The sequence below is a fragment of the Dechloromonas sp. ARDL1 genome, from assembly GCF_051122455.1.
In the GTDB taxonomy this organism is placed as follows: Bacteria; Pseudomonadota; Gammaproteobacteria; order Burkholderiales; family Rhodocyclaceae; genus Azonexus.
Genome location: NZ_CP168939.1, coordinates 3611704 through 3626208 on the forward strand (window position 1 = coordinate 3611704; position 14505 = coordinate 3626208).

14 protein-coding genes are annotated in these 14505 nt (G+C 60.7%); 8 read left to right on the forward strand and 6 right to left on the reverse strand.

What is annotated here, in order from left to right; all coding sequences use genetic code 11:
• Positions 1 to 18: 18 nt before the first annotated feature.
• The 6 genes from epsI to AB6Q56_RS17900 are packed head-to-tail and all read right to left on the reverse strand — an operon-like array spanning position 19 to position 5747.
• Positions 19 to 702: an exosortase-associated protein EpsI, B-type gene (epsI, locus tag AB6Q56_RS17875; protein WP_434514398.1), complete on the reverse strand. Its 684-nt coding sequence runs from the start codon at positions 700 to 702 to the stop codon at positions 19 to 21.
• Complete coding sequence (gene xrtB, locus AB6Q56_RS17880; protein WP_434514399.1) at positions 699 to 1604, reverse strand: exosortase B; 906 nt, start codon at positions 1602 to 1604, stop codon at positions 699 to 701. The genes epsI and xrtB overlap by 4 nt, the downstream gene beginning before the upstream one ends.
• An 11-nt stretch (positions 1605 to 1615) precedes the next feature.
• Positions 1616 to 2518 (reverse strand): chain length determinant protein tyrosine kinase EpsG, encoded by a 903-nt coding sequence (gene epsG / locus AB6Q56_RS17885; RefSeq protein WP_434514400.1) that lies wholly within the window; start codon positions 2516 to 2518, stop codon positions 1616 to 1618.
• An 11-nt stretch (positions 2519 to 2529) separates the two neighbouring features.
• Positions 2530 to 3948: a chain length determinant protein EpsF gene (epsF, locus tag AB6Q56_RS17890; RefSeq protein WP_434514401.1), complete on the reverse strand. Its 1419-nt coding sequence runs from the start codon at positions 3946 to 3948 to the stop codon at positions 2530 to 2532.
• A 13-nt stretch (positions 3949 to 3961) separates the two neighbouring features.
• Positions 3962 to 4762, reverse strand: a complete 801-nt coding sequence (gene epsE, locus AB6Q56_RS17895; protein ID WP_434514402.1) for a polysaccharide export protein EpsE — start codon at positions 4760 to 4762, stop codon at positions 3962 to 3964.
• Between the two features lie 28 nt (positions 4763 to 4790).
• Positions 4791 to 5747, reverse strand: a complete 957-nt coding sequence (locus AB6Q56_RS17900) for an EpsD family peptidyl-prolyl cis-trans isomerase (RefSeq protein WP_434514403.1) — start codon at positions 5745 to 5747, stop codon at positions 4791 to 4793.
• A gap of 398 nt (positions 5748 to 6145) precedes the next feature.
• Between AB6Q56_RS17900 and AB6Q56_RS17905 the strand changes: the two genes are divergently transcribed.
• The 8 genes from AB6Q56_RS17905 to AB6Q56_RS17940 all read left to right on the forward strand — a co-directional run bounded on the left by AB6Q56_RS17905 (position 6146) and on the right by AB6Q56_RS17940 (position 14503).
• Positions 6146 to 8305, forward strand: a complete 2160-nt coding sequence (locus AB6Q56_RS17905; protein ID WP_434514404.1) for a PhoX family protein — start codon at positions 6146 to 6148, stop codon at positions 8303 to 8305.
• A 46-nt stretch (positions 8306 to 8351) separates the two neighbouring features.
• Positions 8352 to 8996 carry a PEP-CTERM sorting domain-containing protein gene (locus AB6Q56_RS17910; RefSeq protein ID WP_434514405.1) on the forward strand — a complete coding sequence of 215 codons (645 nt, stop codon included), beginning with the start codon at positions 8352 to 8354 and terminating at the stop codon, positions 8994 to 8996.
• Between the two features lie 170 nt (positions 8997 to 9166).
• Positions 9167 to 11428 carry a secretin N-terminal domain-containing protein gene (locus AB6Q56_RS17915; protein WP_434514406.1) on the forward strand — a complete coding sequence of 754 codons (2262 nt, stop codon included), beginning with the start codon at positions 9167 to 9169 and terminating at the stop codon, positions 11426 to 11428.
• Positions 11425 to 11904, forward strand: a complete 480-nt coding sequence (locus tag AB6Q56_RS17920) for a type II secretion system protein (protein WP_434514407.1) — start codon at positions 11425 to 11427, stop codon at positions 11902 to 11904. Before AB6Q56_RS17915 ends, AB6Q56_RS17920 begins: the two co-directional genes overlap by 4 nt.
• 2 nt (positions 11905 to 11906) lie before the next feature.
• Entirely contained in the window at positions 11907 to 12284 is a 378-nt protein-coding gene (locus AB6Q56_RS17925; protein ID WP_434514408.1) for a type II secretion system protein, read from the forward strand.
• Positions 12278 to 12799, forward strand: a complete 522-nt coding sequence (locus AB6Q56_RS17930; protein ID WP_434514409.1) for a type II secretion system protein — start codon at positions 12278 to 12280, stop codon at positions 12797 to 12799. Before AB6Q56_RS17925 ends, AB6Q56_RS17930 begins: the two co-directional genes overlap by 7 nt.
• A 70-nt stretch (positions 12800 to 12869) precedes the next feature.
• Positions 12870 to 13313 carry a type II secretion system major pseudopilin GspG gene (gene gspG, locus AB6Q56_RS17935; protein ID WP_434514410.1) on the forward strand — a complete coding sequence of 148 codons (444 nt, stop codon included), beginning with the start codon at positions 12870 to 12872 and terminating at the stop codon, positions 13311 to 13313.
• Positions 13310 to 14503: a type II secretion system F family protein gene (locus AB6Q56_RS17940; RefSeq protein WP_434514411.1), complete on the forward strand. Its 1194-nt coding sequence runs from the start codon at positions 13310 to 13312 to the stop codon at positions 14501 to 14503. Before gspG ends, AB6Q56_RS17940 begins: the two co-directional genes overlap by 4 nt.
• The last annotated feature ends 2 nt before the right edge of the window (positions 14504 to 14505 follow it).

Genomic DNA, 14505 nt, shown 5'->3' on the forward strand with positions numbered 1-14505 from the left:
TTTCAATACCTGGAAGCGTTAGTTGGGCAGGGTGCCGAGTAGCCTGCTTTGATCCTTTTGGGACAAGGCTGAAAGCATGGCGTTAATGAACTTGTCTTGTAGGCGGTAGGCCTGTTGTTCGTCGCGATCTATTGATGAAACTCGAATCAGCATGCCGTCTGGAATTCGGCCGGAGATGCCGTATTTCAGTGTGGTGAGTTTATGTTTCAGGCCGAATTCGGTGAGTTCGTCTCCCACCACAACCCAATAGGAAATGGGCTCATTGCGTTGGCTCATTTTGGCTATCACGCGATGCAACGGAAGCGCTCTGCCTAGCACCATCAAGGTGTCAGGTCGGGAAGATATAAGTTCAAAGCCCTGAGCTGGGTAACAGATTTCGGGGCGATGCGTATTCATCCCCTCGTGCTGGTTTCCACCATAGGCAATCGACAGCATGATGCGGTTGCCCGAGGCATCGATGAAAGTCCGAGAAAGGGTTTGGTCGTAAGTTTTATCGATGACCGCTTTTAGTTCAGGGGCCGGTTCGATGGGAACTATGGACTTGTCTTCCCGCCACTCGCCAAATTGGGGCGGTATCATTTCTTCGAGACTGATTCGCTCTGCATGATCGGCAATTCGCTCGGTTGGGCGCAAGGCAATCGCCAGCCCCGAGGCACTGACCATCGAGATCACCAGAATAAGGTTGCGGAACAATGGCTTCATCGTTCGGCTCCGGCGGCCAACCGGCGTTCACGTAGCCGTACACCTATCTGCAACAGGCCATCTACCCCCATGATCAGCAGCAGGGCGCTAACAAATAGCACCATGCCGGCAAAACCGTGCAGGAAGCCTTGCCCGGCTTCGTCACCGAAGTGGTAGGTAATCAGGGTGAGCACCATTACGCGGATGACGTTGGCCGTGAAGGAGATGGGGACGATCAGCGTGGCCAGCGCGATGTTGCGGATCACCGAATCGTGGCGGACGATGTTGAGGTAGAGCAGGCCAAGTGCTTCGAGGGTGAACAGGGTGTGCAGCCCAGCGCAGGCATCGGCGACCAGCAGCTTGTACTGGCCGATCTGGAGGATGACGCCCTGGCGGGCGATGGGGTAGCCCATGCCGTAAAGCACGGTTTCAGCCACGTAGGAGACGGCCATCTTCATCGGCATGGTCAGGGCGTCTACGAAAGGGCCGGGCAGCGGGATCATGAACAGCATGAAGAAAAGCGGAAACCATTGCGCCTTGAGAGCCTGGCTGCCGTGCTGGAGCAGAATCAGGGCAGCCAGTATCCAGATCAGCGAGCCAACCTCGAAGAGCAGGATGCCCTGTGAGCGGCCGATGATGTAGAGCAGCTGGCCGATGACGAAAATTGGCCAGCCCCAAGCCGAGGGGGCTTGGCCGGCTGCGGCTTCGCGCATTGCGGCCCATTTGCGGTAGAACAACCAGCACGCGATGGCGAGCACGATGGGGCCGTGGGCCTGGGCGTCGCTGCTCCATAGACCGCGAAAGAGGTCCACAAAACTGGGTACGTACATCGCCACCAGGCCGAAGGCGACGATGTGCCAGCCGCCCAAGGGCGAGCGGTGTCGGGCTTCGGTGCTGGGAAGGGCGTTGTCGAGGACTGCCATGGCTTGCGTGATCAGAATTGGTTGAGTACGGCGCCGACCACGAAGGTGCCGGTGTGGCGCAAGGACTCCACCAGCGTCTGCAGGCGCGGGGTGGCGGTGTAGTGCTTGCGGCCAACGACGATGGCGGCACCAGCGCGTGCGGCGATGGTGGTGGCATCGGCGCTTCGCTGGCCAGCCGGGGTGTCGATGAGTACGACATCGAAACGCTCGCGCAACTCTTGCAGCAATTTCCCGAAAGCGGGGCGGCTAAGCAGTTCCTGCGGGTTGGGCGGTACGGCACCAGCCGTCATGACGGAAAGCCCAAGCAGCGAGGAAATCCGGTTGAGCGCGTCGTTGGAGTCGCAGCGGCCGGCTAGCACGGAGGAAAGCCCAGCCTGATTGTCGAGGCGGAACAGGGTGTGCTGGCGCGGGCTGCGCAGGTTGGCGTCAATCAGCAGGGTACGCTCGCCCAATTGCGAAAAAACGACAGCCAGGTTGGCGGCGAGCCAGCTGCGGCCTTCGCCCTGGTCGGGGCTGGCCACGGCCAGGCTGCGCAGCTGGGGCTGCCCGGCTTCCTGGTCGAACAGGCGCAGCATCAACTGGCTGCGCAGGGCGCGGAGGCGCTCCACAGTGGGTGAGAAGGGCTTGAAGGCGGCGATCACTTCTTCATCGACGCTTTCGTCGCCGGCCAGTAGGTAGGGGTAATCGAATTGGCGCGAGAGGGCGTGCTGGATGTCGGCTTCGGTGACTAGCCCGAGTTGGATAGCGGCTTCGCCGAAGCGCAGGCCGCTTTCCCTTTGCAGTTTGATGACGCGCTCGGCGGCTTCCGGCGTCAATTGCCCGGCATCCATCAGCATGGCGCCGATGGAACTGCTCATATTATTGGCATGGAACGCGCGAGTGATCACGGTGTCAGGCATGGCGGCAATATTCATGGTGTCCTCGCTCAGACAGTACGGGGGCGGAAGGGAAGGATGCGTGGCAGGCGTCCCGGAAGACGCTGCCAGAACTGCAGCCAGTTGCCCGCGGTTTCCAGCTCGATGACGGCAAGCACGGGTAGTTCGATGCATTGCGCGATGTCGTCGGCGGAGCGCACCCGGCGTTGCATCAGTTCCAGCATCAGTGCGGCACCGACGCCAAGCAGGGTGCCGAGGAAGATGGAAACCAGGATATTGAGCAGCACCTTCGGCTTGGCCGGTTTGATCGGTTCGGTCGCCGGGTTCAGGATGGACAGGTTGGTCTGGATGCTCTGGGATTCCAGGCGGGTTTGCGTGGTGCGCTGGCTGACGGCGTCGAAGGCGCGCTGGGCGGATTCCACTTCTCGCACCAGCAGGCTGATCTCGTCGCGCTGTTTCTTGAGTTCGAGGATCTTCAGTTTCTGGGCATTGACCGAAGCAACCAGCTCGGATTCCTTTTGCTTGCTGATGGTGCCGGCAGTGCCGATGGAGCTGCTGATACGACCGATTTCTGCGCCTAGTTTGGCTTTCAGTTCGGCCAGTTCGGCCGAGGCACGCAGGTATTGCGGGTGGTTCTGGCCATAATTGCCGGCCAGTTCCTTGAGGCGGGCTTCGCGGATGGCAACCTCGCTCTTCAACTGGTTGACCAGGCCGCTTTGCATGACTTCTGGCAAGGTGTCGGCTTGTCCGCTCTTGCGCTTACTGCTGGAGTCCGTGCTCTGGGCCTGGGCCACGGTGAGCTGGGTGGAGAGTTCGTTCAGCTTTTGCGTTTCGTAGTCTAGGCGCTCATCTGTGGCGACGATGCCGCTTTTCTGTTGCTGCTCGGAGAGGGCGGCCTGGGCTTTGTCGAGGCGTTCGCGGTATTGCTGCATCTGGCTGTCGAACCATTGGGCGCTCTGACGGGCGGGTTCGAGGCGCAGTTCCAGGTTTACGTCGATGTAGGCCTGGGCGAAGGCGTTGGCCATGGTGGCGGCAAATCCGGGGTTGGCGCCGGCGTAGCCGATGGTGATGACGTTGCTCTCACGGGACGGCTTGACGTCCAGTTTCTTCTGCAGAAGGTCGACCAGCCAGGGGGTGAGCTGTCCCTTGCCTTCCGTCGCTTCCTGCCATTGCTCCCGGATGTTGGGGTTTTCGTCGAGCTTGAGGTTTTTGACGACACGCATCGCGACGCGGTCACTGTTGATGATGTCGACTTGGGTGGCCATGTACCCCGGTGCCATCAGGCCCGGCAGCACCACACCGGCAATCGGATCGGGCGATTTGACGTCAACTACGACTGCAGTGCTGGCACTGTACTCTTCGGGGAGCAGCAGGCTGACCAAGGTAGCGGTGAGCACGGTCGCCAGAAATGTAAAAAACACTAGCCGGCGGCGGGCCCAGAGGATGAGCAGGAATTGTTGCAAGGTCATGGTCGACTGGCTTTTAGAAGAGGCTTTCGCGGACGTAGATCACGTCGTCCGGATGAACGAGATCGCTGAGTTCGGGTGTGATGCGGGCGATCTGCCCGTCACTGTTGCGGCGATGGACGCGGACACGCTCGTCAGTGCCACGCAGGGTGGGGCCACCAGCCTGGGCCAGCGCCTGGCGGACGGTCATGCCGCGCTCGATGCGGTAGGAGCCGGAGCGCTGCGCTTCGCCATAAACGTAGAACATCGGGGCACGATGGACGTAGATGACATCGCCACCCGTGATGAACAGATCGTCTTCGGCCCGGTTTCCGATGTAGATGGCGGGGAAGTCGATTTCGCGGCGGAAGGGCTTGCCCTCGCGGATACCGGTGACGATGACGCTATCGGCACCCGTCGGCGTCGCACCGCCGGCCATGGCCAGTACGTCGGAAAGCCGGGTGTTGCCAGTTTCAAGGGGGAAGCGGCCGGGCCGGTTGACCTGGCCGAGCACGGAAACCTGGTTGCCGCGTACCTGCATGAGGGCGATGTTGACCTGCGGCTTCTGGACGTAACCGCCATCCTTGAGGCCGGCAGCGATGCGGGCTTCGGCATGGGCGATGGTCAGGCCGCCAATGGCGACGGTGCCGATCAGCGGGTAGGTGATGGTGCCGCTTTCCGAAACCCGTGTATCGAGGGTGAGGTCGGGGTTCTGGAAAACGACGATACGGATCGTGTCGCCCTGGCCTAGCTTGTAGTCCGTATCGGCGGCAAGGCCGGCGGCAGCGTTGACGAGTAGGCAGGCGAGAGCGAGCAGGCGGAAGAAGACCTTAGCCATAGAGTTTCCTGTATCTGGTGCGCTGGGCTTACTTGAGGCCGGCGACGCCCTTTTCGATGGCGCTGGCAGCAGGGTTGGACGGTTCCTTCGGGGCTTCAGCAACGGGGGCGTTGATCGGTTGAGCAGCCGTTGGTGTTTCGGAGAGCTTGGCGAAGTCGCCGACAAATTCGATCTTGGCGGCGTCCTTCAGCTTCTTCATTTCTTCGGCTACGGCCTTGCTGTTGCGCTCGTTGAGCAGGAACTGCTGGATGCGTGGCTTGGCGTTAACTTCGTCGATGGGGGCGTTCTGCGATGCAACCAGGCGCATGATCATGATGCCTTGTGGCGATTCGAGCATGGCGGTCTGGCCATCCTTGAGCTGGGCGACTCTGGGCAGCAGCTCGAGCGGCAGCTGCTCGGCCGGGCGGCTGCCCTGGCTGGCGCGGGCGGGAATCTTGCGTTCCTTAAGCCAGTTCACGATGTCGTCGAGGGACTTGCCACTGCCAATGTATTCCTTGAGTCCGTCGAGCGAACCGGCATTTTTCGGGATAGCCAGTTCCTGCAGGGCGTAGATGCGGCGCTTGGCGAACAGGTCGGGATGCTCGTCGAAGTAGCGCTTGACCTCTTCGTCGGTCGGCTTGGCATTGTTCGCCGTGAGTTGTTCCAGGTAGGTGCGGGCCAGGATCTCCCGGCGGGCAGCCTCGATGTTGAGCAGCACATCCGGGTTGCGGTCCAGTTTCTTGGCCATGGCCTGTTCGACGGCGAGTTGCTGGTTGACCAAGCGATCAAGGATTTCCTTGCGGGCTTGCGGCGCATTCTCGCTATTGACCCCACCGGTCTTGGCGAGCAAGGCGTTGATCTGGTGCACCGAAATTTCCGCGCCGTTGACCTTGGCCGCGACTTGGCTGGCCGGTGCCTTGCTATCGGCATTGCCGCACCCGGTTGTAATGACAGCGCTGCCAAAGGCGGCGATGAGAACGAGTGAAAGCTGGGTGGAACGGGGCATCCGCATCGGTATCGATTCCTGAAATGTGAGGGAAGGTCAGCAAGACCGGAAGCCGATTGTGCGAATGCAATATGTCATTTTGATGAATGGGCGCTCGCGGCATTGGAATTGTCTGACTGACATGCCTGTTGTTAATCCTCCTCTCTGTCAAATACTTCACGCGCTGGGGAAATCCCCGGAGGGAGGGCGTTTCACTAATAAAGCGCCGCCTTTTGAAGGGGGCTAGGACTGGCCGCAGGAGGGGGTTAATAGTCCAATCGGACTATTGAATTGCTGTTCGAATGAAATGCAAGGGCAATAAAGGCAGCGTAACTTTCCTTTCAGCGGTCAGGTTGCGCTGGCGTCATTGCGACCCCGTTTCGACTTAAATTACAGACACCCTAGCGAGAGATAGCCCCATGAAAGGTAATAGTCACCCCAGCAACGACCTGACGGTCAATCCGTCGGGTAATGAATCCATCTATGACGTGATCGGTCGTGTGGAAGTCAGCCGTCGTCGCTTCGTCCAGGGTACCGCCAGTGCCGGTATGCTGGCTGCAGCCGGTGGCGTCACGCTATCCGGTCTGGTCAATACGGTCCATGCCGCCACGCCGCTGGCAACTCCGGGCATCAATTTCGAAGGCGTTGCGGCCGATACTGCGCCGGTGGCCGATGCGGTCATCGTGCCGGATGGCTACACCGTCAACTGCCTGGTTGCCTGGGGCGACCCGATCATGCCAGGCGGCGTCGCATACAAGGCCGATGCCAGCAACACGGCCGCCGAGCAGATGAAGCAATACGGCATGCATACCGACGGCATGCATTTCTTCCCGTTCCCGAGCCGTGGCCAGGTATTGAGTGATCGAGGCATCCTGTGCGCCAACAACGAATATACGCACGAGGATGTTTTGTTCCCGGACGGCCAGGTTGGCGCGGGTTACACCATCGAGAAGTGCCGCAAGTCGCAATCTGCTCATGGCGTTTCGATTCTGGAAGTGCGTCTGATCAATGGCAAGTGGTCCGTCGTTCCGGGCTCGGTCTATGGTCGCCGCCTCACTGCCAATACGCCGATGCGTATTGCTGGCCCGGCTGCCGGCCATCCCCTGATGCAGACCAAGGAATACGATATCAAGGGCAGCGGCTCGGTCGCCACCGGCAAGACCACCGACGGCTACAGCGCACACGGTACGATCAACAACTGCGCCAACGGCATTACCCCATGGGGAACCTACCTGACCTGCGAGGAAAACTGGAACGGCAACTTCGGTTCCACCGCTGCCTTGCCTGCCAGCAGCACCGAAACCGGTAAGCTGTACAACCGCTATGGCGTTACCGCCAGCGGTTTTGGCTATCGCTGGCATACCGTCGACCCGCGCTTCGATCTGGCGGTGAATCCGAACGAAACCAACCATTTTGGCTGGGTGGTCGAGGTTGATCCGACTGATCCGAAAAGCGTGCCCGTCAAGCGTACCGCGCTTGGCCGTATCAAACACGAGAGTGCCCAGTACGTGGTGGACCGCGCCAATCACCTGGCCTTCTACATGGGCGACGACGAGCGCAATGAATACATCTACAAGTTCGTCTGTGCGGACAAGTACAACCCGGGCAACCGTGCTGCCAACCGCAATCTGCTTGACCAGGGCATACTTTATGTTGCCCGTTTCGATGCCAGCATGACGGGTGTGTGGCTGCCGCTGACGCCGGACAGCGTTGGCCTGGATGGTGTGGCCCTGCGTGACAACCCGAATTTTTCCGGCGCCGACGATGCCGATGTGCAGGCCAAAATTCTGATCAAGACCCGCATGGCAGCCGACGCTGTGGGCGCGACGATGATGGACCGCCCTGAATGGACCGGCGCGCGTCCGCGCATCAATGGCAACGACGACATCGAGGTCTATTGCACGCTGACCAACAATAACCGCCGTGGCAGCAGCGCCACACCGTCGGCGAACAAGGCCGATGGTTCGACTACCGCCGCCTCCGCCCGCCCGGCGGTCGATGCCGCCAACCCGCGCCAGGACAATATCTACGGCCACATCATTCGTTGGCGTGAGGACGAAAAGTCGGTGCAGGCTACTACCTTCACATGGGATATTTTCGTTCAGGCTGGTGACAGCAAGACCGCGAAAGTTGCCAAGCCGACCAACGACTACAAGGGCGACATCAACGGTGCCGACGGTAGCTGCGACTTTGGTGCCCCGGATGGTCTGTGGTTCGACTGGTTCGGCCGCCTGTGGGTGCAGACCGACCAGGTCGGTGATGCTTCGGGCGACTGGGTGAATATCGGCGCTAACAGCCTTTCCTGTGCCGATCCGGTTACCAAGCAGTTCAAGCGCTTCCTGACCGGCCCGAACAAGTGTGAAGTCACCGGTATCACCATGACCCCGGATGGCAAGACCCTGTTCGTCGGTATCCAGCATCCGGGCGAAGATGCTACTGCCGCCAATCCGACCCAGTTCTCCAACTGGCCGGCCAGCCAGTGGGCAACCCGTGCCGACGGCACTCCCTTGCCGGGTGGCCGTCCGCGCTCCAGCGTGGTGGTCATCACCAAGAACGACGGCGGCATCATCGGCGCCTGATCCCTCAACAACCCCCCGGCCAGCGCTGGGGGCAATGGAGAATATTATGTCCAAACTGAATCTGATCGCCGGCGCCTTGATCGCCGCATCTGCTTTCTCGGTTCAGGCTGCCGTTATTGTCGACCGTAACGACGTGCCGGGACCGCAGAAGGTCATCGATTTCGAGAGCTTCGACGGCTATGTCGTTAATAACGGCTCGCTAAACATCGGTGGCGTCACCTTCTCATCCACCGACGAATTCGTCGTTGGCCAGAGCATGGCTGATCTGGCGGAAAATGGTGCCTGGGGTGGCAATGGCAACCATTTCTTCTCCTTCGAAAAGATTGGCAGCATGACGCTGAACCTCAGCTTTGCGCAGCCGACCAAAGGTGTTGCCTTCGACTACAGCATCTGGGATACCGACCCGGATGGCTCGGCCATGCTCACCGCCCGCTACTTCGACAGCGCCAACAACCTGATCAAATCGACCAAGTTCATTTTCTCGGCATTCGGTAACTCGACTTACAACGCCTTCCAGAGCTTTGGTTTCGTCAGCGAAGGCGCCGGTATCGCCCGCATGACGCTGAGCGGCGACGGTGTCGTTTTCGATAACCTGACGATGACGGCTGCCGTACCGGAGCCGGGGCAGTACGCCATGCTGCTGGCCGGTCTCGGCCTGATGGGTACGATTGCCCGCCGCCGCAGCCGTTGATTTTTCCCCCGGCAACCCCGGGAAATCGAGGCGACAGAGTATTCGGAAATTCCGGTACTCCTGTCGCCTTTTTTTGTGCAATCTTTGCCGAAACTTTCTTGTGGCATGGGCTTAACACCACTGTAACGGGGCCTTCATACGATGCGAGACTTTCCATCTGGATAAGTTCGATGTCGATGAAATCGCTGCGCCGGGTTGAGGGCGGGTCGCTGTTGCTGCTGGCTGTTGTGCTGGTCTCCGGGTGTTCCCACCCGGCATTTCGGGAAGGCATGAACGCCATTGCCGAAGGACGGCGCGAGCAGGGTATAGCCTCTCTTGAAGAGGCGGTGCGTGACCGGCCGCGAGATGCTGAGATGAAGGCTACCCTGGTCCGCCAGAAGGGCGATACCGTGGAAGACTATCTGCGCAGCGCCGACCGCCAGCGGCAGGGCGGTCAACTGGATGCAGCAGAGGTTTATTACGTGGCCGTGTTGCGTGTTGACCCGGTCAACGCCCGGGCCAATCAGGGCTTGCAGCAGATTGCAGCCGACCGCCGTAACCGCGGGCTGTTGCAGCAGGCAGCACAGGTCTTGCAGAAGGGCGATCTGCTGGCTGCCGAGCGCTTGGTACGTACCGTGCGCAATCAGGATCCGGTCAACGGCGACGCCCGTGAGTTGCAACGGCGCATTGATGAGTTGCGGGCCAAGGAGCAGATGCCGGCAGCCAATCCGGCGGTCAAGGCGGCGCTCGCCAAGCCGGTTGCTCTGGAATTTCGCGATGCGACGCTGAAATCGGTTTTTGAGGTGCTCTCCCGTTCTTCAGGGCTCAATTTCGTCTTCGACAAGGACGTCAAGGGCGATGGCAAGGTCACTCTTTTCGTGCGCAACAGCCCGCTCGAGGACATCATCAAGCTGATCCTGAGCACCAATCAGCTCGAGAAGCGCCAGTTGAACGACAACAGCTTCCTGATCTACCCCAACACTCCTGCCAAGGCCAAGGAGTATCAGGAACTGGTGGTGCGCAGTTTTTACCTGGCCAATACCGATGTGAAGCAGGCCCAGAACCTGGTCAAGACGGTGGCCAAGAGCAAGGATGTTTTTGCCGACGAGAAGCTGAATCTGCTGATCGTCAAGGACACTCCTGATGCCATCCGCCTGGTCGAGCGCCTGATTGATTCGCTAGATTTGGCCGAGCCGGAGGTGATGCTGGAGGTCGAGGTGCTGGAAGTGACGCGCAGCCGTTTGATGGAACTGGGTGTGGATTGGCCGGATTCAGTGGGCTATGGCTTGCTGCAGAATCAGGCCACCACGACCACCATCGTGAATGGCGTTACCCAGAGCGTGACGACGCCCGGCGGTTCTCTGGCGGCCGGCTACATGAGCCTGAAAAACCGCAGCGGCCTGACCAGCTTTGTCGCCAATCCCGGCCTTACGCTCAACATCAAGGGCCAGAATGGCGATACCAACGTGCTGGCCAATCCTCGCATTCGCGTCAAGAACAAGGAAAAAGCCAAGATTCACATCGGCGAGAAGCTGCCGGTATTCACCACGACCTCGACGGCCAACGTCGGCGTCTCGGCTTCGGTCAATTATCTCGATGTCGGTCTCAAGCTCGATGTCGAGCCTAATGTGTCGCTCGACGACGAGGTGTCGATCAAGGTTGGCCTGGAGGTGAGCAGCATCGTCAAGGAAGTGAGCGGGCCATCCAGTTCGCTGGCCTATCAGGTCGGTACACGTAGCGCGAGCACCGTGTTGCGTCTGAAGAACGGCGAGACGCAGGTACTTGCTGGTCTGATCAGCGATGAGGAACGCAAGAGCACTAGCCATATCCCGGGATTCGGCGAGGTGCCGATCATCGGCCGCCTGTTCGGCAGCCAGCGCGATACCTCTTCGAAGACCGAGATCATGCTGCTCATCACGCCGCGCATCATGCGTAACGTGACGCGTCCGGAATTTGGGGTGCCGGCAATCGGATCCGGTACGGAATCGGCCGTCGGTGCCCCTTCGCTGTCCGTCCGCACGCCGGGGCCGAAATCTTTGGCGTTGAGTTCGAAGGGGGCGGGTCCGGGAACGCGCGAACCAATCGTCACCGAGGCCGTGGCGAGGCCGCCCGAGGAGATGCAGGGGGCACCGGAGGGCATGCAGATACAGGGGCCGGGCGAGGCGGCTGGCGGCAGCGATATCGCCTTGAGCCTGCTCATTCCTGGCCTGGTTGGTGGGGCAAGCGTCGATATCAGTTTCGATCCAGCGCTGATCGAGGCCGTGGCACCAGCCGCCAGCGGTAGCGGCCGTATGACGGTACATGTTGATCCGGGGGGCGGTACGCTCCGCCTGCGTGCGCTGGCCGGGGCCAGCGGCGAGACACGTATCGCGGTGGTAGGAGCGATTTCCGACAATGGCGAGGCGATTCCGGGCGTTGCGGCAAGCCATGCAGTCAGGTTGCTTTCTCCATGAGATATTGGGGTGAGCTGGGGTTTTCGCTGATTGAACTGGTGGTCAGCGTGGCGATTGTCGGCACCCTGGCACTGGTGGCTGTACCCTTGCTGGAGACGAATGCCAAGCGGCTGAAGGAAGGTGAACTGCGCGCCGCGCTGCGCGAGATACGTGCCGGCATAGACGCCTACAAGAGAGCCGCAGACGAGGGCAAGGTGGAGAAGAAAAGCGACGAGAGCGGCTACCCGCGGCGTCTGGAGGATCTGGTTCAGGGCGTGGCCAATATCCAGGATCCGGCTCATCCCAAGATCTATCTCATGCGTCGCCTGCCGCGCGACCCATTCAACGGCGATACCACCTTGAGTCCGGCACAGAGCTGGGGCAAGCGCAGCTATGCCAGCCCACCGGATGCACCGGCGGAGGGGGCGGATGTCTATGACGTCTATTCCCTGTCGACGGGAATCGGGATGAATGGCATTCCGTACCGGGAGTGGTGAGCATGACGAAGCGCGGCGGATTTACGCTCATCGAATTATTGGTGGTCATGGCGGTCATCGCCACCTTGCTCACCATAGCCCTGCCACGCTATTTCACGCATCTAGACCGGGCGCGTGAGGTCACGCTCAAGGAATCGCTGGCTGTCATGCGCGAGGCCATCGACAAATTTCAGGGCGACAACGGGCGTTATCCGGAAAATCTGGAGGAGTTGGTTACCCGGCGCTATCTGCGCAAGTTGCCGCCGGATCCGCTGACCGAGGCGACCGATACCTGGATCCTGGTGCCCCCACCCGACGAGCCGGGTTCGCGCCGGGTATGGGATGTGAAAAGCGGGGCCGAAGGACAAGGGCTCGACGGGTCCGACTACGCGACATGGTGATCGGTGGTCGCCGCCGGCAGAGCGGTGTGACTTATCTGGGGTTGTTGTTCGCGGTCGCACTGGCCGGCATCGCCCTGGCCGGTGCGGGGACGCTGTGGTCGCTGGAAAGCCGACGAGATAAGGAAAGGGAGCTGCTGTTCATCGGCGAGGAATATCGCCGCGCCATTGCCAGCTATTACAGCAAGGGGCCGAACGGTGTGCGAGAGTATCCGCAGAAGCTGGAGGACCTGCTGCAGGACAGGCGTTTCCCGATGCCGGTGCACCACTTGCGCCGCCTCTATCGAGACCCGATGACCAACAACATGGACTGGGAACTGCTTCGCTTGCAGGGGGGTATTTCAGGCATTGCCAGCCGCGCTCCCGGCAAGCCGATCAAGGTGGCTGGGTTTGCCTCGCAGCAGGAGGGATTCGAGAGCGCTGCCAGCTACCAGGGCTGGCAATTCACCCATGGAGGAAGCGGTGCGGGTGGTATGGTCGGTATTCAGGCGGTCCCGGCGGAGACGCCTGATCGTTGAATGGCGTAACGGTCCTGTAACGCGAAATGCATACGATGGGACTCTTCTGCAACCTTCAACAAGCTCATCCGTGCCTTCTTCCGCTTCTGTTCCCCGTTCCACTTCCTGCTTGCTGCAGCGCGGCTTTACGCTGCTCGAACTGCTTGTGGTCATGGTCATTATCGGCCTGCTGGCCGGTTACGTCGGGCCCAAGTATTTCTCGCAGATCGGGAAATCCGAGGTAAAGGCGGCGCGTGCCCAGATCGATGCGCTGGAAAAAGCACTCGACCAGTACCGCCTTGACGTGGGGCGCTATCCCAACGCCGAGCAGGGCCTGGCTTCGCTGATGAAGAATCCCGGCGGCGAGAAGCGTTGGCAGGGGCCGTACCTGAAGAAGGATGTTCCAGCCGATCCCTGGGGTAATGCCTACCAGTACCGCCAGCCGGGCGAACATGGCGAGTTCGACCTCTTCTCCTACGGCAAGGACGGCAAGCCCGGCGGCGAGGAAGAAAACGCCGATATTACCAACTGGTGAGCCTCGACACGATGGAGTTCGAAGTCACTGCTGTCTTTCCCGGTCGCGGCATCACCCGGTTACGGGTGGTTGCGGATTCGGCCGAACAGGTAGCCGCGACACCGGCTCTGGCCGGCGGTGTCGTGGTGTCGCTGAAAAGCCTGGGGGCACGGCGCGCAACCGGCGGCAAGTTTCCGTTGCCATTGTTCACTCGCCAGTTGCTCGCCCTGCTGCAGGCTGGCCTGACCGTGCTCGAAGGCCTGGAGACCCTGGCTGCACAGGATAAGGGGTCGGTGACCGCGCAGGTGCTGGACCGCCTCATCGGCCACTTGCGCGAGGGGCTTTCGTTGTCAGCGGCTCTCCAGCGCCACCCGGAGGCTTTTCCAGAGCTTTATGTGGCGACGGTCAAGGCCAGTGAGCGCACCGGCGACATGCCGGAAGCGCTGCAGCGTTATCTCGTATTCCACGAAAAGTTGGCAGAACTGAAGAAGAAGATTGTCAGTGCAGCCATTTACCCAGCCATGCTGATGTCGGTGGGTACCTTGGTCACCCTTTTCTTGCTCGGTTATGTGGTGCCGCGATTTTCCCTGGTTTTCGCCGACAGCGGTCGCGAGCCGGAAGGCTTGTCCAGTCTGCTCTTCGCTTGGGGCGGCTTCATTAACGGCCACGCCCTGGAATTGGTCATCGGCCTGGCTGTGGCCGGGGTGGCCATTGCCAGCCTGCTCTCGCTGCCGCCGGTCCGCGCCGCGCTGGCCCGCACGGCCTGGCGCATTCCCGCCCTAGGCGAGCGCATCCGGCTGGTCTACCTGGCACGTTTCTACCGTACGTCCGGCATGCTGCTGCGCGCCGGCATTCCGCTCAAGACAACGCTCGGCATGGTTGCAGACATATTGCCTGCCGCCCTGCGCGACGGCCTGCGGCAGGCGGTGGTCGACATCGAACAGGGGCAGCCGTTCTCGCGTGCGGTGGAAGGCGGTGGCCTGACGACGCCAGTCGCCTTGCGCATGATCGCCGTTGGAGAACGCAGCGGCCAACTCGGCGACATGCTCGAGTCAGTCGCCACATTTTACGACGAGGAAATAAATCGCCTCGTGGATACCTTTACCCGGCTCTTCGAACCACTGCTGATGACGTTCATCGGCGGAGTCATCGGTGGCATTGTGCTCCTGCTCTACATGCCGATTTTCGATCTGGCTGGCAATTTTCAGTAGGA

Bases quoted from the DNA above. Each gene is read 5' to 3' on its own strand.
- epsE (WP_434514402.1), bottom strand. From the start codon at position 4,762: ATGGCTAAGGTCTTCTTCCGCCTGCTCGCTCTCGCCTGCCTACTCGTC.
- xrtB (WP_434514399.1), bottom strand. From the start codon at position 1,604: ATGGCAGTCCTCGACAACGCCCTTCCCAGCACCGAAGCCCGACACCGC.
- AB6Q56_RS17905 (WP_434514404.1), top strand. From the start codon at position 6,146: ATGAAAGGTAATAGTCACCCCAGCAACGACCTGACGGTCAATCCGTCG.
- AB6Q56_RS17915 (WP_434514406.1), top strand. From the start codon at position 9,167: ATGTCGATGAAATCGCTGCGCCGGGTTGAGGGCGGGTCGCTGTTGCTG.
- AB6Q56_RS17910 (WP_434514405.1), top strand. From the start codon at position 8,352: ATGTCCAAACTGAATCTGATCGCCGGCGCCTTGATCGCCGCATCTGCT.
- AB6Q56_RS17920 (WP_434514407.1), top strand. From the start codon at position 11,425: ATGAGATATTGGGGTGAGCTGGGGTTTTCGCTGATTGAACTGGTGGTC.
- epsF (WP_434514401.1), bottom strand. From the start codon at position 3,948: ATGACCTTGCAACAATTCCTGCTCATCCTCTGGGCCCGCCGCCGGCTA.
- AB6Q56_RS17930 (WP_434514409.1), top strand. From the start codon at position 12,278: ATGGTGATCGGTGGTCGCCGCCGGCAGAGCGGTGTGACTTATCTGGGG.
- epsG (WP_434514400.1), bottom strand. From the start codon at position 2,518: ATGAATATTGCCGCCATGCCTGACACCGTGATCACTCGCGCGTTCCAT.
- AB6Q56_RS17900 (WP_434514403.1), bottom strand. From the start codon at position 5,747: ATGCCCCGTTCCACCCAGCTTTCACTCGTTCTCATCGCCGCCTTTGGC.
- epsI (WP_434514398.1), bottom strand. From the start codon at position 702: ATGAAGCCATTGTTCCGCAACCTTATTCTGGTGATCTCGATGGTCAGT.
- AB6Q56_RS17925 (WP_434514408.1), top strand. From the start codon at position 11,907: ATGACGAAGCGCGGCGGATTTACGCTCATCGAATTATTGGTGGTCATG.